We start from the raw sequence: 18,465 nt of genomic DNA on the forward strand, positions 1-18,465 counted from the left end.
AAGTTTCTTTCGAAGCTTATTTCATTCGCTTGCCGCACCATGTTTCTCGTGTTTTCTTGGCCGGAATTAGAATATACCATGTACGGATTTCGAATGCAAGCTTTATTTTTAGTATAATGTTTTAACTTCTTTAGCAGCACATACACTTACACAATTGACTTTACCAAACCCTATCCCTTCGTTGTCGGCCTTTACTTGGACACACTCATACATTCTCTTCAATTCAGGAGGGTTGCAAGCCCTCCCCTACTATATCCTATGTTACTTCACTTTCTTCACAGGCATTTTTCGCGGCCACAAACTGTAACTAAAGCTGATTACAAAATCGATTCCAAGTACGATTCCCCAAAGCCTAATTAGGTTTGAAAAAGATGCTGTACGATCCGCATCGCTAATCCACCAGATCATGACTAGCAGGAGAAGGCTACCTATACACCACGCCAATAGATGCCTAAACCAGCCAATCCGCTCACGACTCGCATGCTCACTGCCGTACACCTTGCTGCTCCGAGGATTATCTCCACCCTTGAACCAATACAGGAAATAACGATCAGCCCAAGCGATCATCTGATGGCCATATGCAATACTTACTCCTATATATATCGCTGCAATGCCATGAACAAGACTTGCCGTAGCCCCCCTTTGAAGATCCATCACCGTAGCAACCAATAAAAGAACATCTACAATTGGCGTCGCCATTAACAATGCAACACCTGCTCGTTTCATCCCCAGCAGATAGCGCACACACAAGCCAGCAATGACAAATACCCAGAAGGCAATCTCACATCCAATAATAAAATAGGCAATCAAATAATCCACTCCTTTTATAATACAAACGTATTAAATACAATTTAACACGTTTGTATTATAATAATCAACAATGATATAATCCGTTTATGCCTAAAATAGTTGATCATGATAAGCAGCGGCTGCTCGTGGCCGAAGCGGCCTGGCGCGTCATCCGAAGAGACGGCATGGAACAAGCCTCTGTTCGAAATATTGCAGTAGAGGCTGGCATATCAGTCGGATCTATGCGCCACTACTTTTCAACCCAATCGGAACTCCTCCTGTATGCAATGAATCTGGTATCGGAACGGGTCACGAATCGAATTGCTCAGATGTCCTTTGATGCTTCTCCTTTGGACAATATGAAGCTTCTGCTGCTTGAACTCTTGCCAAACACGGACGAAAAAATGGCCGAAATGGAGGTGTGGTATGCTTTTACAGCCAAGTCCAAGACTGACCCTGCTCTCAAAGATCATGCTGACAAAGTATACGATGAACTCAGACATGCGATGGCTAAGGTTATCACCTACCTGATGGAGCTCAGTCTCTCCCGAACAGACCTCGATAAGGAGCTGGAAATTGAACGGCTGTACGCTCTGATTGATGGTTTGGGAATTCATGCGGTTCTTCGTCCTGACCAGATGAATACCAAGATCATGGAAGACATTCTTACTATGCATCTTGCAACATTATGCCGGAGTACAGAATAACATTCGGGCAAATTCAAATGCTTCCGCCCTCTCCTTCGTACTCCAGGGGACCGAGTTATTCGTTTCTATGAAAGCAAAAAAAACCGCAAGGCATTCGTTGTGACCAACCTATATATCCATAATGGAATGGGGTTAGCCTACATGCCTGACGGTTTTTCTTTTTTATCCGATAATAATCCGGCCTTCCGGATGGCGATACAACTTCTTCTCTTTGCGCGGACGGAGCGCGTATGCAATCGTTAATGGTCCAATCCGTCCTATAAACATGGTGAAGGCGATAATGATTTTTCCCCAATCGGTTAATTCATGCGTTACTCCCACCGACAAACCCACCGTTCCGATGGCTGAGGCCGCCTCAAACATAAGTGCAAGAAACGGGGCATCCTCTGTCGTTAACAGGAGCATTACCACGACCATGAATATGATCAGAGAGACCATAATAATCGTCAATGCTCTCATCAGCAATTCCTTGGGAACGCGCTGACGGAAAAACACAATATCTTTATTGCCACGAATCATCGCATACACCGCTCCAATCATGATTAGGAACGTTGTCGTTTTAATCCCGCCCCCGGTTGACCCTGGAGAAGCCCCAATAAACATCAACAGAATGAAGAAGAACTGGGTAGCCTGCCTCATCTGGGTAATATCGATGGTACTCGTGCCCGACGAACGTGTAGAGACCGATTGGAAGAACGAGGCGTAGATCTTTTCACTCCAACTAAGAGAAGCCAGTGTGTGCCCATTGGTGAACTCAAATACAAACAGTACAATTGCACCGATACCAATCAGCGCACCCGATACAGACAACACAAGTTTGGACTGCAACGATAAACGGCGTCGCTTACGGAACTCAAACAGATCATTCAGCACCACAAAGCCGAGTCCACCTGATACAACCAGCACGGAAGCTGTCAGGTTAAACAGCCAATCCCCGGTATAATACTGAAAACTGTTGCCAAACAGATCGAAGCCACCGTTATTAAATAAAGAAACCGAGTGAAAGGCTCCATAGTATACCGCCTGCCAAAAAGGCATCTCCGTTGCCCATCGCACTGCCAATATAATGGCAGCCACTCCTTCGATGGTAAACGAAAAGATCAGCACCTTACGGATAATGCGTACAATGCCTTCCATACTATCAGCGTTGATCGCTTCTTTGAGGAGCAGCCTGTCCTTAAGCGAAATTCGCTTACCCAGCACCAATGCAAACAGCGTTGCAATCGTCATGAAGCCAAGACCACCAAGCTGCATAAGCACCATAATCACAATCTGACCAAACAGGTTAAAGGTCGTACCTACATCCACAACAACCAACCCGGTCACACATGCAGCAGAAGTCGAAGTAAACAGCGCATCAATAAACGCCAAATGCCTTCCGCTTTGATTGGATATTGGCAGCATAAGCAGAATCGTACCAATCGTGATAATTAGCATAAAACCACCAACCAGGATCAATGGAGGCGATAGGAATTTAGCAATGTGAAGCCTAAACTTCATGGAGGCACCTCTTTTAACATAATACAAGCAGATAAGCGAACAAGGTGTCGAAACACTTTGGCAACTCAAGCTCAGACGAATCACCTCGATGTTTATGTAAACCTAAAGAGGAACTTGCCACCAGCATCATACTGAACGGCAGGTTCCTCTTCTATTATGATCGCATTAAGCGTTCCTTATTTAATCCTGTGTACGAGGGCGCATGTGCGGGAAGAGCAGTACGTCACGGATTGATGGCGAATTGGTCAACAACATGATCAGACGATCGATACCGATTCCCAGTCCACCTGTTGGTGGCATACCATATTCAAGTGCACGGATGAAATCATCATCCATTTCGTGCGCTTCGTCGTTCCCATGTTCTTTCTCCAACAATTGCGCCTCAAAGCGCTGACGCTGATCGATTGGATCATTCAGCTCTGTAAATGCATTGGCATGCTCACGTCCAACAATAAACAGCTCGAAGCGGTCCGTGAAGCGCGGGTCTACATCACTCTTCTTCGCCAGTGGAGAAATCTCAACCGGATGTCCCATGATAAAGGTTGGTTGAATCAACGTTTCCTCTACAAAATGTTCGAAGAATGCATTCAGAATATGCCCAAATGTCATATGTTTTTCAACTGGAACCTTATGTTCTTTCGCCAAACGGTGAGCTTCCTCATCCGTCATATGCACGGAGAAGTCAACACCCACAACTTCCTTAACCGCATCTACCATCGTTACACGGCGCCATTGTGGCGTAAGATCCACTTGATAATCTGCATATTGGATAACTTGCGTACCAAGCACTTCCTGTGCGATATGAGCAACAAGATTCTCAGTCAAACGCATGATATCCTGATAATCGGCATATGCCTCATACAGTTCAATCATCGTGAACTCAGGGTTATGACGTGTCGACATTCCCTCGTTACGGTATACACGACCGATCTCATATACCTTCTCCAAACCGCCTACAATCAGACGTTTCAGATGAAGCTCAATCGCGATCCGCATGTACAATTCCATATCCAGCGCATTGTGATGCGTAATGAATGGACGCGCAGCGGCTCCACCAGCGATGGTATGCAGCGTCGGAGTTTCCACTTCCAGATAGCCCAGAGAATCCAGGTAACGGCGCATCGACTGAATGATTTTGGAACGGGTAATGAAGGTCTGCTGCACTTCGCGATTCATGATCAGGTCAACATAGCGCTGGCGGTAACGCAGCTCTACATCCGCGAGTCCATGATATTTATCCGGAAGTGGATAGAGGGACTTGGACAATACTTCGAGGTTTTGAACCTTAACCGAAGTTTCACCTGTTTTGGTCTTGAAGATTACACCCGAGACACCCACAATATCCCCCAGATCGAGCAGGCTGAACGCAGCGTATTTGTCTTCTGGCACAGTATCCTGACGAACATAGATCTGGATTCTGCCGCTCAGGTCCTGAATATGTGCAAAGCTCGCTTTACCCATTCCCCGCTTCGCCATAATCCGTCCGGCAATACTGACTTCGATGTGCTTCTCTTCCAGCTCTTCCTTGGTCAGTTCTTCATACTTCTTCAGAATGGAGCCGGCTTCTTCCGTACGTACGTATTTTTGGCCAAACGGGTCGATCCCCAATTTGCGAAGCTCGTCCAATTTGTCGCGGCGAATTTGTAAAAGCTCACTTAGTTCGGTTTCGGTTTCCTGATTCAAGACTTCATCCGTCATGATCTATATTCATCTCCTTATTTACATTGCAGACATCTCCAGAGGTATTCTTCCTCTAATGTTGAAAAAAGCTTCCCTAAGGAAGCTTTTGTCTCAGTGCCCGACTGCTTCATTGCTTATATTACTTTTTGATATCTACAATTTTATATTGAATTACGCCAGCAGGCACGCTTACATCAACAACCGTACCTTTTTTCTTACCCAGAATAGCTTTTCCAACCGGGCTTTCGTTCGATATTTTGTTCTGAAGCGGATCCGACTCCGCAGTACCTACGATCGTATATTCAGTGATGTCGCCGAACTCAAGATCTTCTACTGTAACTGTCGCACCAACGCTTACGGCTTCGGTATCGATCTCGTCGCTGTTGATAATCCGTGCGTTCCGAAGCAGCTTCTCCAACGTGATCACGCGGCCTTCAATGAAAGCCTGTTCGTTCTTCGCGTCTTCGTATTCAGAGTTCTCACTAATATCTCCATACCCGATGGCTACCTTAATCCGTTCAGCCACTTCGCGGCGCTTCACCGATTTTAGCATTTCCAGTTCTTCTTCAAGCTTCTTAAGTCCCTCTGGGGTAAGGATAACTTCCTTATCGCTCATCTCAACCGATTCTCCTGTCATGGGAATAATTTGATTGCACGGCAACGGAACCAGCGCTGTTTACAGAGCTCCGCCCGCATACATCTTCAAAACTATATGAAGTTCTCCAGAGAAACAGAACGTTCCTCCTGATGCACTAGCCTTATAACGCACATGGCGAATTTATACTGTGAAATTATAGGGTAACGGTCTCGAAAAGTCAATGTTATGCCCCTATAGCTGTAAACGTTTCACAGCCCCGGTTCAGGATACATTTTCGACTACTGCCGATTCTTGCTCCAGATTACCATCGATATGCAGCCCACTTACAAAGTTGTTCAAGATTTGAACCATCTCATCCCGTTTCGTTTCTTCCATAATAACGTCCTTGATACGGGCAGATCCTTTGAGACCTTTCAGATACCAAGCCAGATGTTTACGCATCTCGCGCACGGCAACCGCCTCACCCTTCAGTGCGATCAGACGATCCATATGCAGGATGGCCACACGGATCTTCTCTTCGCCATTTGGGTCAGGAAGCAATTCACCCGTGCTCAGGTATTGAATGGTACGATACAGCATCCATGGGTTGCCCAGAGCAGCACGACCGATCATAACACCATCACAACCGGTTTCATCCAACATGCGACGAGCATCTTCCGGTGAAGATACATCTCCGTTGCCGATAACCGGGATGGAGACAGCTTCTTTTACATTTTTGATGTGTGACCAGTCCGCAGTACCTGTGTAGAGCTGCTCACGTGTACGGCCGTGCACACTGACCGCCTGTCCACCAGCGCGTTCAACCGCCAGTGCATTCTCAACTACGTAGATATGCTCGTTATCCCAGCCGATCCGCATCTTGACGGTAACCGGCTTATCTACTGCGTCCACTACAGCAGATACCATCTCATAAATTTTGTTCGGATCAAGCAACCAGCGCGCACCTGCATCACAGCTTGTCACTTTTGGCACAGGGCATCCCATGTTGATGTCAATGATGTCAGCATTGGTCTCTTTGTCCACAATTTTGGCTGCTTCTACGAGGGCTCCACGATCTCCCCCCCAAATTTGCAAGCTTAGCGGTTTCTCACGCTCATCTACAAACAACATCTCACGTGTACGCTTGTTACCATGCACAATGGCTTTGCCGCTCACCATCTCCGCGCATACGAGACCTGTTCCGAATTCTTTTGCAATCAGACGAAAAGCCGGATTACACACGCCAGCCATCGGCGCAAGAACGACCTGGTTTTTCATTTCAATGCCACCAATGTTAAGCATGGTAGTTGTTCCACTCCTTTTTCAATCCGCAGACTCTTGCATGAATGCATTTGTGTTTAGTTTGCTGTATAAATAAACGAATAATGACGATGTTTTCTAGTTCGTTAACAAGTAGCCTTAGTAGCAGTCTTAGTTGCCCTGCAATTCCTCAGTGCTGATCGACAGCACTCCGGCAATAAGATTCAGCTCCCGTTCGGATACTTTACGGTTGCCCCGTTCAATCATACCCAGAATGGCCAGCGATATGCCTGTCTCCGCAGCGAGTTCCTGTTGTGTTAAACCTTTCAGCTTCCGGAAAGCCCGGATTCGATTGGCCAATTGCACGTTTTCCAAAGCTGTATTCCATCCTTTCCATCCAGTACAGACAATGATGAGTGCACAAAGGTATACAAACCTGAATGCTCATCTTCGGTTACGATATCAGCCAGCGGCACCAATACAAACGCCCGTTCACCCATCCGTGGATGCGGCAATTGCAGCCGTTCGGTATCACTCGTCTCTCCATCCATCCAAAGCAGATCCAAATCGACTGTACGCGGGCCCCAACGGATATCACGAACCCGCCCAAGCCGTGTTTCAATATCCAGCAGTTCCGTGAGCAGCTGCTCCGGCAAAAGTGTAGTCTGTACCGCAGTTGCCATATTCAAAAACGCTGGCTGGTCCACATAACCTACCGGCTCCGTCTCATACAGCGCAGAACAGCGCAGGACGGATATACGAGGATGTGCATCCAGCAATGTTAACGCCTCAAGCAGCGTCTGTTCCCGGTCACCCAAATTAGCCCCTAAAGCAATATAAGCCTCTGAAGATTCAGAGGTCGAATGTGCAATCATGATCGGTTCTCACTTTCTTGTGCGGCGAAGCTCAACCGTTACGCCCCCAAAATGAATATCAAACGGCGGATGCGGCTTCGTCACTTTGACTGTCAATGCATTGATAACAGTATAAGTGTCTAGTAACGAAGATGCAATATGTTCGCCCAAAGCTTCAATTAACTGGAATGATTTATTTTCGACGATCTGCTTCACGAGCTCATGGATTTCCGCATAATTGATGGTTTTGGTCAAATCATCGTTACGTCCAGCCTCGCCCAGATCCATATCGATCTCCAGATCAATATAATAACGCGCCCCCAGCTTCCGTTCCTCGGCAAATACGCCGTGATATCCGTAATACTCCATTCGATGCATTACCATTCTATCCATAAGTTCCGCCTGCCCTCTATATATATTGAAATCATGGTTCGATGTTCGTTCCAATTGTAAAACGCTGTGCTTTCACTGGACGGACGGGTCACCGGACCCGCCAGCATCATGTCCTCCGCAAGCCTGGAGAGGCATACAGCATGGCATCACACATGTCCACCGTACGACGTATCGGCTTCACATCATGAACCCGGACCATCTGGCATCCTTGGGCTATGCCAAAAGCAACCGTAGCGGCTGTACCCTCCAGCGCATCATCCGCTTGAACCTGTAAGGTGTTCTGGATGAATCTTTTGCGCGAGGTAGCGAGCAGAACGGGATACCCCATCTCATTGAGCAATCCAAGCGATGACATGAGCGTCAGATTTTCATTCAGATCTTTTACAAAGCCAATGCCCGGGTCCAGAATAATCTGATCAGGTTGTACTCCAGCCTTCAGCGCGATCTGTACACTTTCCTGAAGATCATTGACTACATCAACCAAATAGTTGGTATAGTCTCGTTCTTGCCGATTGTGCATTAGGATCAAAGGGCATCCCAGTTCTGCTGCAGTGCGTGCCATCTCGGGATCAGCCTTGGCACCCCACACATCATTGATGATGTGTGCTCCAGCCTGAATAGCCTGGCGAGCGACATCCGCTTTATAGGTGTCCACCGATATCGGTATATGTGGAGCCTGCTGCCGCAGTGCTTCAATGACCGGGATAATCCGTCTGAGCTCTTCATCAGCGCCAACGATTTTTGAACCTGGACGTGTGGATTCCCCCCCAATATCGATGAGATCCGCACCGTCCTCCATCATCTGAATGGCGTGATCCACCGCTCGCTCCACATTGGTATAACGTCCCCCATCCGAGAAGGAGTCCGGTGTGACATTCAGAATACCCATAATAAGTGTACGTGTGCCAAGTTTTAGCTCTGCTGGCCCCCACGCATAATTCCGTTCATAAATAACTGGTGTAAGTGTCATGAAGTATACCCCGCTTTCTGCCGGTACATACCCAGAAGCGCTTCTGTAACCGGGCCTATATGTCCACTGCTGATTAAAATTTCCGTTCCATCCAAATCCCGCAATGTAGTAACTGGAACGAGTTCAGCAACAGAACCTGTCAAAAAGATCTCGTCTGTGTGCAGCAGGTCCTCCCACGGGAATAACCCTTCCCGGTAAGGAATGCCCTGCTGGGTTGCAAGCTCCAGTACAACGGCTCTGGTGATTCCCGGCAAAATACCAGTCTCGATGGAAGGTGTATAAAGGACGCCCTTTCTCACCCAGAACACATTGCTGACAATACCCTCAGCCACATGGCCACTTCGGCTGAATTGCAGACCTTCTGCACCTTGCACATGCTGCCCATATCCGCTCAGTTCCCGTTTCGCCAGAATGCTATTCATGTAATGGAGTGATTTCAATCGCACGTCTCCTTCTGGCGTGTTACGGGGCGTCGAGAGACGTTGAAGCATTTTACCATTTTTGTATAGCGATGGGGAGGGTTCAGGCAGTGCTTTTGCCAGTACGATATGATTGGGTTGTCCATAATCTCCCGAAGGGAGCCCGAGCGGAGCATCGCCTGCAGATACTGTATAGCGCACATAGGCATCCTGCAGTTCATTAGCAAGCAAGAGGTTTTTGATCCAGCCCGTTACCTCCGCTGCCGTTGTTGTAAAAGGAATGCCCAACTCACGGCACCCTGAAGCCATCCGCTCCAAATGACGTTCCAATAGAAAAGGAACCCCCTGGTACGTCCGAAACGTCTCGAACAATCCGAGTCCGTACAAAAAGCCGTGATCCGTTACCGGAACCACGGCTGCCGCCATATTGACCAATTCTCCGTTTATCGCGGCATATTTCATCGTTATACCTTGACCTGATGAGACAGGAAGTTGCGCAGCATTTGATGACCGTGATCCGTAATGATGGATTCAGGGTGGAACTGAACGCCTTCAATGGCATACTCCTTGTGACGCAAGCCCATAATCTCACCTTCCGCCGTCTCGGCCGTAATCTCCAGACAATCTGGCAGACTGCTGCGCTCTACAATCAGAGAGTGATATCGCGTTGCGGTGAAAGGAGAGGGTAATCCAGTAAATACGGATGTTCCACTATGATGCATCTCCGATGTTTTGCCATGCATCATGCGATCTGCACGAATCACATTGCCTCCAAACGCTTGTCCAATGGCCTGATGTCCCAGGCAAACGCCAAAGATCGGAATGCTGCCCTTGAAGTGATCAATGACAGCCAGGCTAATGCCTGCCTCATTCGGAGTGCAAGGACCCGGTGAGATCAGAATATGATCAGGCGCCAATGCCTCGATGCCTGCCAGATCAATCTCATCATTACGGCGAACTTCCACCGTCTCTCCCAGTTCACCCAGATATTGAACCAGGTTGTACGTGAAGGAATCATAATTGTCGATAACCAGTATCATATCCTTGTTCCTCCTGTTCTTCCGTCCACGCATGCGACGGTTGCTTGATTATTTTAATTTAACAGCCTCAGCTTCCTCGCTGTAATTCACTGCCCTCATCATGGCTCTTGCCTTGTTGCGGCACTCCCTGTATTCCCGATATGGATCGGAGTCAATAACGATGCCCGCTCCTGCCTGTACATACCCCACTCCATCTTTAATGGAAAGTGTACGAATGACGATGTTCAATTCCATATTGCCACTGTAGTCGATCCATCCAATTGAACCTGTATACGGTCCGCGGCGAACAGGCTCCAGCTCTTCAATAATTTCCATGGTACGAACTTTGGGTGCACCCGTAATCGTTCCACCTGGGAACGTCGCTGCAATCACATCGAATACGGATAGTCCGTCTGCCAGCGTTCCCTCGACTTGAGATACCAGATGCATGACATGCGAATATTTCTCGATCGTCATCAGTTCAGGCACATGGACAGACCCATAGGCTGCAATTCGTCCGATATCATTTCGCTCCAGATCGACGAGCATAATATGCTCTGCCCGTTCCTTCTCGCTGTTCAGCAGCTCAGCAGCCATCAACTCATCTTCAGCTTCATCCCGGCCTCTTCTCCGTGTACCCGCAATAGGACGAGCACTCACCTTGCCATGATCCACTTTGACTAGCAGCTCAGGAGAACCGCTCACCAGTTGGAAATCCGGACTACGCAGCATCCCCATGTAGGGAGATGGATTCACGAGACGAAGCCATTCATAGATATGCTCTGCACTGGACTTCAGACGTTTCTCCTGCCGCAGCGACAGGTTTACTTGAAAAACATCTCCCTGCCGGATATATTCCTGCACTGTGCGTACCGCCTGCTCAAAGTCCTGTTGAGGGAAGGAGGTATACCAACCTTCCGTTTCCCGCTCCGAATCCGCTGACTGAGCAGTGAGATGAATGTGGCTATGTCGATGCTCCAATGCCTGCTGCTGCTCTTCCGCCTGGGCAAAACCCAGTATATGCAGCCAGCGCTGCTGCATAGCTGCTGCTCGCTCTTCCGCTTCTGTGTACAGCCTGCGAAGCTGAGCTTCCTCCTCATCCGGCCTTACAGCCAGATGAACCATGCAGAACAACGCCTCCTGTTTATGGTCATACGCCCATATTTCTTCAAAACGCATCCACCAATAATCCGGAAGAGCCGGGTTGTCTTCTGCCAAAGTGGGCAGCTTTTCAAGCGATCTGGCTACATCATAACTTAGATAACCTGCACAACCACCACCAAAGTCCGGAGCCCCGCTTACCTTTGGTGCACGGTATGGCGCAGCCCATCTTTTTAATACTTCAAGCGGTTTACCAACGTCTGTTCGGGTACCACCTTGAATAAGATCATGAATAACAGCTTCGCTGCCTTTGCCGGAAATAACGGATACCGGGTTTAATCCCAGAAAGGTATATCTTCCGCCCTTCCCGTTCTCCAGCACCATGGCATAAGGTGAAGCCTCTTGCCAAGCTGCTTCCCACGTTAACGGTAAACCGCCATGATACGGCCCCTCATCCGACTTAATCATATAAGGCATCATGGTCCAACCTTGTCCGGCCCACTCTGTCCAGTCGGCGAATGTTGTCATCAGGTGTGTCATTGCGGTTTGCCGCCCTCCATCTGTCGCAAGTTCTATTGTCTGATAGTATACTAAAGCGCCGCTGCTTTTAAAAGCATTCAGCAAAAAATCCTCCACACCCGGCATACGGGCAAGGAGGATTTATTTCATCGCTTGTTAAGCTTAAGCTTCGAAGTTGTAAAGTGGTGTACTGAGGTAACGTTCGCCGTTACTTGGCACGATAACGACAACGCGTTTGCCTGCGCCCAACTGTTTAGCCACTTGCAGACCTGCGCGGATGGCTGCACCGGAAGAAATACCGGACAGAATACCTTCTTCCTTCGCTACCTGGCGAGCCGTCTCGAACGCATCGTCATTCTCAATATGAATGATCTCGTCATAGATTTCCTGATCAAGAATCTCAGGAATAAAGTTGGCACCGATCCCCTGAATTTTGTGAGGACCAGGTTTGCCACCTGCGAGGATTGGCGAAGCTGCTGGTTCAACGGCAACGATTTTAATCCCAGGGAAGGATTCTTTCAACACTTCACCTGTACCTGTAATTGTTCCGCCCGTACCGATTCCTGCAACGAAAGCATCCAACGTACCGCCTACAGATTGAATAGCTTCAACAATCTCAGGGCCAGTCGTCTCACGGTGGATCTTCACGTTGGCTTTATTTTTAAATTGCTCAGCCATGAAATAGGATGGATTTTCCTTAAGCAATTCCTCAGCCTTTTTAACTGCACCATTCATACCTTCGGCTCCGGGTGTGAGCACAAGCTCAGCTCCGTAGGCGCGAAGCAGGTTACGACGCTCCATGCTCATCGTTTCCGGCATAACAATAACAGACTTGTAGCCTTTGGCTGCAGCCACCATAGCCAGTCCAATTCCTGTGTTACCACTTGTTGCTTCGATGATGGTATCACCTGGTTTCAGCTTGCCTTCTTTTTCCGCTTCTTCCACGATGCTAATCGCGATACGGTCTTTGACGCTTGAACCTGGATTCTGGTATTCCAGTTTCACGAACACTTCAGCACTGCCTTCAGGTACGATACGGTTCAGACGAACAAGCGGAGTACCTCCGATGAGTTCTGTTACGTTATTAACTACTTTAGCCATATGAATGCCCTCCTTAGTGGGATGAATACTACTTAGGTCCTGTTGCCATATACATGTGCGGCTGAGCAGCCTCTAGATGTTATAGAAGAACTACGGAAATCCGTCTAAGTCCATTCCATCTGCAATAAACCGGACAGAGCCTGGGTTTTCCGAAGATTTCTTTGTTCATATCAATTGTTTTATTCCGAGTAAATGAGTAGGTTTTTGATATTTTTATCTTATCAACGTTACACCCTATTGTCAATATGAGTACTCAAAAAAATACTCTGCCCTGGGCCCTAAGGCCGTAGACAGAGTATTTTTATCAAGATGCAGCAGGATATCTGGTTGAATGATAATCAGGAGGCCGGAATTTCGGCGATGATGACAGCTTCGTACTTGTCACGCAGCCTTTCCTCGACTTGGGACAACGGATCAGCCTGGCTGAGAGCCAGCTGCATTCGAATCTCTTCATGGACCTCTTCTGCTGATTGTACCTTACGCTCTTGTTTGTCATTCATTTTAATGACGGCGTAGCCTTCTTTCACCTTCACCGGCCCTGCAATATCGCCAACGTCCAGTTGAGCTGCAAGATTCAGGATCTCTTCGGGCTGGAACGGATCGTTCTGCTCAATCCAGCCCAGACGGCCTCCCGAGTCACGGGAGTAACTGTCTGTCGATTCATTCCGTGCGGTTTCTTCAAAGTCTGCTCCCTTATTGAGTGCATCCAGAACGGATTCAGCCTGTTCCTCTTCTTTCAGCACAATGATGGACAGATCATATTTCTCCGGGGACACGTAATCTTCACGATGTTCGTTCCAGTAATGTTCAATATCTGTATCCTTGACCTGAATGCCGCTCGTCGCGATTTTCTCAAGCAGCAACCTGTAGCCCGCCTCTAATTCGAGGTCCTGCCTGGATAAACCCAGCTGGGATTGCATTTCGTCAAAGTAAGCCTTCTCCGAATCATACCCGTCCATGGCTGCGGCAAGTTCCTTCGCAATTTCTTTGGGAGTCACCTTCAAATTACGATCAATCGCTTCTGCATAAACGGCTTTGCGATTGAGCATCTGGAGCAGCAACTCACTGCCATAGCGTTTTTTCAACGCCTCGGTCCATTCCTTGTCCGTAATGACTTCTCCATTGATTGTAGCTACAGTATTTCCCTCTTCCTGATTGGCGTCTTGAGTGGAATCCGCTCCATCCCGTCCGGTCCGCAAACCCTGCACAACCATCACCGTACCCATTACCAACATGCCAAGCGTCAAGACAATTACAGCTGTCCACAACCCTTTTTCCTGCTTTGTCATTCCGCGTCCCGTCCCCGCATATTATCAGTTCTTGGCTTGCTCTAGGATGGTCTCAAGTTGCTCCTTGTTAAACTCGTAAGCTTCGTTACAGAATTGGCAGACTACTTCAGCACGGCCTTCTTCCTCGATCAATTGCTCCATTTCGGATTGACCCAAGCTAATCAATGTCTTCTCTACCCGTTCACGCGAACACTCACAGCGGAAGTGAATATCCATTTCGTCCATGACTCGTACATCAGGCAGTACCCGGCGGAGCAGCTCTTCCAGCTCGTACCCCTCAGCCAGCAAAGACGTAACTGGCGGCAACGTGCCGATTGATTTCTCGATTTCGGTGATTTCATCATCCGTTAAACCAGGAAGTAACTGTACAATGAATCCACCCGCTACAATAACCGAATTATCGGTATCAACCAACACGCCAACTCCCACGGCAGATGGCGTTTGTTCCGATTTCGCAAAATAGTACGTAAAGTCTTCGCCCAGCTCTCCCGAAATAATGGGTACACTTCCGCGATAAGGCTCTTTCAGACCAAGATCCTTGGTTACGTTAATAAACCCTTCTGTTCCGACTACACCTGCAACGTCCAGTTTACCCATACTGTTGCTCGGAAGGTGCACGTGTGGATTGGTTACATAGCCACGAACTTCGCCTTTGGCATTGGCATCGGTAACAATCTGCCCAATGGGACCGTCTCCCTTGACCTGAATGGTCAGTTTCTCTTCACCCTTGAGCATTGCACCCATAATGGCTGCTGCTGTAGCCGTACGCCCCATGGCAGCTGTAGCCGTGGGAAACGTGTCATGTCTTCTGCGCAGCTCTTCGACCAGCTCCGTCGTCTGGACGGCGAAAGCCCTAACCCGTCCGTTCATTGCTGTACCACGAATTAACCGGTCTTGTTTGTTGTTGTTTTCCAAGTCATTCAGCCTCCTTTGGCGTAATCGCCAGTTATAAAAAAAACGGCACAACATGAAGACTGTAATCCCCAGCCCGCTGTCTGCCGTCTCTGTTCTTACCTTTCCCGGTTCCGCTCATAAATGATACGCAGCCCTTCAAGCGTAAGCAGCGGATCCACTTCCTCGATGCTGCGGGTTTCTTCTGCAATCAGTTTGGCAAGGCCACCGGTTGCAATCACTTTGGGCTTTGCCCCCATCTCCTCACGAATGCGCTCCACAATGCCATCCACTTGTCCAGCATAGCCATATATTATACCGGCCTGCATCGCATGAATGGTATTACGACCAATGACCTTCTTGGGTTTCTCCAGTTCAATGCGAGGCAGCTTGGATGCCCGTTCATAGAGCGCTTCAGTTGCAATATGGATACCGGGTACAATGGCCCCGCCCAGATAGTTTCCTTTTTCGTCAATACAGTCAAAGGTCGTCGCCGTACCAAAATCGACCACAACGAGAGGGCCGCCATACTTCTCAACGGCTGCTACTGCATTAACAATGCGATCCGCGCCAACTTCACGAGGATTCTCATACCGCAGGTTCAAGCCGGTTCGGATACCAGGCCCAACGAGCAGCGGTTTTTTGCCTACGTATTTCTCACACATGGCTTCAATCACATTCACCAGTGGCGGAACCACGGATGAGATGATTACACCTTCAATGTCGCGTGTAGATATACCCGACATATGAAATAAATTATAAATCAATACGCCGTATTCATCCACTGTCGACTGACGGGATGTGCTTAGGCGAAAATGGTGGAGCAACACCCGGCCTTGATATACGCCGAGTACGATGTTGCTGTTGCCCACGTCTACAACAAGAATCAAAGAGGTTCACCCCTCTTTCTTTTCGTTTAAATCCAGGCTGATATCTAGGCTCTCAAAAGAATAGGTTAACCTGCCAACCGAAATAACATCCACTCCGCTCTCTGCAATACCACGAATGGTATCTAATGAGACGTTGCCTGAAGCTTCAACCTTCACATGCGGTGCCTGCTCATGAATAAGCGAAACGGCCTCACGCATCTGGTCTGGATGCATGTTGTCCAGCATAATGATATCTGCCCCTGATTGCAAGGCTTCTTTGACCTGCTCCAGATTTTCCGTCTCTACTTCAATGGTCATGGTATGTGGAATGATCGCTCTTGCACGTTGTACCGCTTCAGTGATACCACCTGCACCCTTGATATGGTTATCCTTAATCATCACTGCATCATACAGGCCGAACCGATGATTTGATCCGCCACCGACCCGCACTGCATATTTTTCAAGCAGGCGGTGTCCCGGTGTTGTTTTGCGAGTATCGACCAGTCGTGTAGAAAGGCCATTCAACGCATCAACATAAGTACGGGTACGGGTAGCGATACCCGACATGCGTTGCAGCAGGTTAAGGGCCAAACGCTCTCCTGTCAGCAAGCTATGCGTACTTCCTTCCACCTCAGCCAAAATTGTACCACTCTTAACTGCATCGCCGTCTTTGACCATCGGTGTGAATACAAGGCCAGGATCAACTACCTGAAATACGAGTTCGGCTACGGTGATTCCTGCAATGATTCCATTGTCTTTGGCATGTATAATTGCCTTGGACTGACTGCCAGCGGGAATGGTCACGCTTGTTGTGACATCCCCTGCACCGACATCCTCACGAAGCCAGCTTTTAATTGATTCGATGAGTCCTACATTATATCCGTTCAGTATCATGACATCAATTCCTCCACGATCGCTTGTTCTCGCTGCTGCAAACTATGCTTCTGCCATTCGGCGTCATTTCGCTGCGGGAAATCCTCACGGTAGTGGGCTCCCCGACTTTCCTTGCGGTGTAATGCTCCACTGGTAACCAACCAGGCACAGGTCAGAAGGTTGGCATATTCCATCTCTTCTTTGTGTGTAAGCATCTGATCAAAAAAATGCAGTTCATGCTGCAGCTTATCCATGGCCTCTTGCAGGTTTGCACCATTCCGGCGCAATCCCACTTGACGAACCATCATTTTTTGCAGTCGTAAACGTCTTTCGGATACTGGTCTCTCGTCTTCCTTCATTCTTTTGTCCATGATCACAGGTGTTAAACGCTCTGTCTTCAGTGGAGCAAGCGGGGGAAGAGATAGAATACGGTCAACGATTCTCCGGCCAAATACAATTGCTTCAGACAGAGAATTACTCGCCAAACGATTCGCTCCGTGTACTCCTGTAGAAGATACTTCACCACAGGCGAACAATCTTCCAATGCTGCTCTCTCCACTAAGGTCTGTCTTCACTCCGCCCATCATGTAATGTGCAGCAGGAGCGACAGGAATCCAGTCTGTGGTCATATCCAATCCATAACGCATACAGGTTTCATAAATGGTAGGAAACCGATGCTTAATCATCTCTGCCTTTTCATGGGTGATATCCAGATAGACAAATGTACTGTTTGTCGATTCCATCTCGCTGACAATTGCCCGGGCCACCACATCACGCGGTGCCAATTCAAGCTGGGCGTGATAACGATCCATGAAGCGCTCACCCTTCACATTGCGTAAAAAAGCACCTTCCCCACGAACAGCCTCTGATACCAGAAAACGTGGCGCCCCAGGGTAACAAAGTGAGGTCGGATGGAATTGGATGAATTCCATGTCCCGGATGACTGCCCCCGCACGATAGGCCATCGCCACGCCATCTGCTGTAGCCACTTCCGGGTTCGTCGTGTATCGATACAGCTGCCCGGCTCCACCTGAGCATAGTACGGTAGCCTGTGCCTTCACAAATACCTTCGAACCGTCCGCCTTCTGAACCAATGCACCTACACATTCTCCCTGCTCTGTAATCAGGTCAATGACAAAATGCTCATCCCACACTTCAATCCCCGGATGTTCATTCGCCTGTACAGCCAATGCTCGCACGATCTCATATCCCGTCGCATCCCCATTGGCATGCAAAATACGGCGGTGGCTGTGCGCACCTTCCTGCGTCAACGCCAACTCGCCGTTCTCCAAATCAAACAAAGTACCCAGTCGAATCAGTTCTTTCACTCCGTCCGGGCCCTCGTTCACCAATGCTTCTACTGCTTCGGAGCGGCATAATCCCGCTCCTGCAACAAGCGTATCCTGCAAATGGTAGGCAGGTGAATCATCCTCAGCAATAACCGCAGCAATGCCCCCCTGCGCATACCGGGTGTTACTTTCCAGTAATGACTTCTTCGTGATCATCAATACACTGCGTTGTTCACTAGCCTTAATCGCAGTGAACAAACCGGCAATGCCTGAACCAATAACCAGCACATCCGTCTCCACCATCGGCAGCGCGGACAGATCAAAATGAACTAAATATTGCGGTATCATGTTATTTCACCTGTCTT

The 18,465-nt window shown here is 48.5% G+C and carries 19 protein-coding genes; 1 reads left to right on the forward strand and 18 read right to left on the reverse strand.

Annotation, left to right across the window (positions count from 1 at the left end):
- Positions 1-261 precede the first annotated feature (261 nt).
- Positions 262-819: a hypothetical protein gene (locus PPA03S_RS29385; RefSeq protein ID WP_326100082.1), complete on the reverse strand. Its 558-nt coding sequence runs from the start codon at positions 817-819 to the stop codon at positions 262-264.
- Positions 820-896: 77 nt separating this feature from the next.
- Here PPA03S_RS29385 and PPA03S_RS29390 point away from each other — a divergent pair, with 77 nt between their 5' ends.
- Positions 897-1,496: a TetR/AcrR family transcriptional regulator gene (locus PPA03S_RS29390; RefSeq protein WP_062329335.1), complete on the forward strand. Its 600-nt coding sequence runs from the start codon at positions 897-899 to the stop codon at positions 1,494-1,496.
- Positions 1,497-1,658: 162 nt separating this feature from the next.
- Here PPA03S_RS29390 and PPA03S_RS29395 read toward each other — a convergent pair whose 3' ends face one another.
- The 17 genes from PPA03S_RS29395 to nadB form a co-directional block, all read right to left on the reverse strand.
- Positions 1,659-2,996 (reverse strand): TrkH family potassium uptake protein, encoded by a 1,338-nt coding sequence (locus PPA03S_RS29395; RefSeq protein ID WP_062329337.1) that lies wholly within the window; start codon positions 2,994-2,996, stop codon positions 1,659-1,661.
- Between the two features lie 180 nt (positions 2,997-3,176).
- Positions 3,177-4,694, reverse strand: a complete 1,518-nt coding sequence (lysS, locus tag PPA03S_RS29400) for a lysine--tRNA ligase (RefSeq protein ID WP_062329341.1) — start codon at positions 4,692-4,694, stop codon at positions 3,177-3,179.
- A gap of 121 nt (positions 4,695-4,815) precedes the next feature.
- Positions 4,816-5,292, reverse strand: coding sequence for a transcription elongation factor GreA (gene greA, locus PPA03S_RS29405; RefSeq protein ID WP_062329343.1), 477 nt, complete (start codon positions 5,290-5,292; stop codon positions 4,816-4,818).
- Positions 5,293-5,535: 243 nt separating this feature from the next.
- Positions 5,536-6,555: a tRNA dihydrouridine synthase DusB gene (gene dusB, locus PPA03S_RS29410; protein ID WP_062329344.1), complete on the reverse strand. Its 1,020-nt coding sequence runs from the start codon at positions 6,553-6,555 to the stop codon at positions 5,536-5,538.
- 129 nt (positions 6,556-6,684) lie between these two features.
- Complete coding sequence (locus PPA03S_RS29415; protein WP_062329346.1) at positions 6,685-6,888, reverse strand: helix-turn-helix domain-containing protein; 204 nt, start codon at positions 6,886-6,888, stop codon at positions 6,685-6,687.
- Positions 6,840-7,388, reverse strand: a complete 549-nt coding sequence (gene folK / locus PPA03S_RS29420) for a 2-amino-4-hydroxy-6-hydroxymethyldihydropteridine diphosphokinase (RefSeq protein WP_062329348.1) — start codon at positions 7,386-7,388, stop codon at positions 6,840-6,842. The genes PPA03S_RS29415 and folK overlap by 49 nt, the downstream gene beginning before the upstream one ends.
- Positions 7,389-7,397: 9 nt before the next feature.
- The gene (folB, locus tag PPA03S_RS29425; protein WP_062329350.1) at positions 7,398-7,760 is read right to left on the reverse strand and encodes a dihydroneopterin aldolase; all 363 of its coding nucleotides are present in this window, start codon (positions 7,758-7,760) and stop codon (positions 7,398-7,400) included.
- A 106-nt stretch (positions 7,761-7,866) separates the two neighbouring features.
- Entirely contained in the window at positions 7,867-8,730 is an 864-nt protein-coding gene (gene folP / locus PPA03S_RS29430; RefSeq protein WP_062329351.1) for a dihydropteroate synthase, read from the reverse strand.
- Entirely contained in the window at positions 8,727-9,611 is an 885-nt protein-coding gene (locus PPA03S_RS29435; RefSeq protein ID WP_062329353.1) for an aminotransferase class IV, read from the reverse strand. Before PPA03S_RS29435 ends, folP begins: the two co-directional genes overlap by 4 nt.
- Positions 9,612-9,613: 2 nt before the next feature.
- Positions 9,614-10,189: an aminodeoxychorismate/anthranilate synthase component II gene (pabA, locus tag PPA03S_RS29440; RefSeq protein WP_062329355.1), complete on the reverse strand. Its 576-nt coding sequence runs from the start codon at positions 10,187-10,189 to the stop codon at positions 9,614-9,616.
- A 48-nt stretch (positions 10,190-10,237) separates the two neighbouring features.
- A complete protein-coding gene (locus PPA03S_RS29445) occupies positions 10,238-11,809 on the reverse strand; it encodes an anthranilate synthase component I family protein (RefSeq protein ID WP_062329432.1) in 1,572 nt (523 codons plus the stop codon).
- Positions 11,810-11,950: 141 nt separating this feature from the next.
- Positions 11,951-12,889 carry a cysteine synthase A gene (cysK, locus tag PPA03S_RS29450; RefSeq protein ID WP_062329357.1) on the reverse strand — a complete coding sequence of 313 codons (939 nt, stop codon included), beginning with the start codon at positions 12,887-12,889 and terminating at the stop codon, positions 11,951-11,953.
- A gap of 338 nt (positions 12,890-13,227) precedes the next feature.
- Positions 13,228-14,178, reverse strand: coding sequence for a peptidyl-prolyl cis-trans isomerase (locus tag PPA03S_RS29455; RefSeq protein ID WP_062329359.1), 951 nt, complete (start codon positions 14,176-14,178; stop codon positions 13,228-13,230).
- A gap of 24 nt (positions 14,179-14,202) precedes the next feature.
- Entirely contained in the window at positions 14,203-15,093 is an 891-nt protein-coding gene (gene hslO, locus PPA03S_RS29460; RefSeq protein WP_281189097.1) for an Hsp33 family molecular chaperone HslO, read from the reverse strand.
- Positions 15,094-15,188: 95 nt separating this feature from the next.
- A complete protein-coding gene (locus PPA03S_RS29465; protein ID WP_062329360.1) occupies positions 15,189-15,959 on the reverse strand; it encodes a type III pantothenate kinase in 771 nt (256 codons plus the stop codon).
- A gap of 6 nt (positions 15,960-15,965) precedes the next feature.
- Positions 15,966-16,832, reverse strand: coding sequence for a carboxylating nicotinate-nucleotide diphosphorylase (gene nadC / locus PPA03S_RS29470; RefSeq protein ID WP_062329362.1), 867 nt, complete (start codon positions 16,830-16,832; stop codon positions 15,966-15,968).
- Complete coding sequence (gene nadB, locus PPA03S_RS29475) at positions 16,829-18,448, reverse strand: L-aspartate oxidase (protein WP_062329364.1); 1,620 nt, start codon at positions 18,446-18,448, stop codon at positions 16,829-16,831. The genes nadC and nadB overlap by 4 nt, the downstream gene beginning before the upstream one ends.
- Between the last annotated feature and the right edge of the window lie 17 nt (positions 18,449-18,465).

Source organism: Paenibacillus pabuli NBRC 13638 (assembly GCF_001514495.1).
GTDB classification, from domain to species: Bacteria; Bacillota; Bacilli; order Paenibacillales; family Paenibacillaceae; genus Paenibacillus; species Paenibacillus pabuli.

Excerpts from the sequence above, each read along its gene's own strand:
- PPA03S_RS29390 (WP_062329335.1), top strand. The coding sequence starts at position 897 with ATGCCTAAAATAGTTGATCATGATAAGCAGCGGCTGCTCGTGGCCGAA.
- PPA03S_RS29395 (WP_062329337.1), bottom strand. The coding sequence starts at position 2,996 with ATGAAGTTTAGGCTTCACATTGCTAAATTCCTATCGCCTCCATTGATC.
- lysS (WP_062329341.1), bottom strand. The coding sequence starts at position 4,694 with ATGACGGATGAAGTCTTGAATCAGGAAACCGAAACCGAACTAAGTGAG.
- greA (WP_062329343.1), bottom strand. The coding sequence starts at position 5,292 with ATGAGCGATAAGGAAGTTATCCTTACCCCAGAGGGACTTAAGAAGCTT.
- dusB (WP_062329344.1), bottom strand. The coding sequence starts at position 6,555 with ATGCTTAACATTGGTGGCATTGAAATGAAAAACCAGGTCGTTCTTGCG.
- folK (WP_062329348.1), bottom strand. The coding sequence starts at position 7,388 with ATGATTGCACATTCGACCTCTGAATCTTCAGAGGCTTATATTGCTTTA.
- folB (WP_062329350.1), bottom strand. The coding sequence starts at position 7,760 with ATGGATAGAATGGTAATGCATCGAATGGAGTATTACGGATATCACGGC.
- folP (WP_062329351.1), bottom strand. The coding sequence starts at position 8,730 with ATGACACTTACACCAGTTATTTATGAACGGAATTATGCGTGGGGGCCA.
- PPA03S_RS29435 (WP_062329353.1), bottom strand. The coding sequence starts at position 9,611 with ATGAAATATGCCGCGATAAACGGAGAATTGGTCAATATGGCGGCAGCC.
- pabA (WP_062329355.1), bottom strand. The coding sequence starts at position 10,189 with ATGATACTGGTTATCGACAATTATGATTCCTTCACGTACAACCTGGTT.
- PPA03S_RS29445 (WP_062329432.1), bottom strand. The coding sequence starts at position 11,809 with ATGACACACCTGATGACAACATTCGCCGACTGGACAGAGTGGGCCGGA.
- cysK (WP_062329357.1), bottom strand. The coding sequence starts at position 12,889 with ATGGCTAAAGTAGTTAATAACGTAACAGAACTCATCGGAGGTACTCCG.
- PPA03S_RS29455 (WP_062329359.1), bottom strand. The coding sequence starts at position 14,178 with ATGACAAAGCAGGAAAAAGGGTTGTGGACAGCTGTAATTGTCTTGACG.
- nadC (WP_062329362.1), bottom strand. The coding sequence starts at position 16,832 with ATGATACTGAACGGATATAATGTAGGACTCATCGAATCAATTAAAAGC.
- nadB (WP_062329364.1), bottom strand. The coding sequence starts at position 18,448 with ATGATACCGCAATATTTAGTTCATTTTGATCTGTCCGCGCTGCCGATG.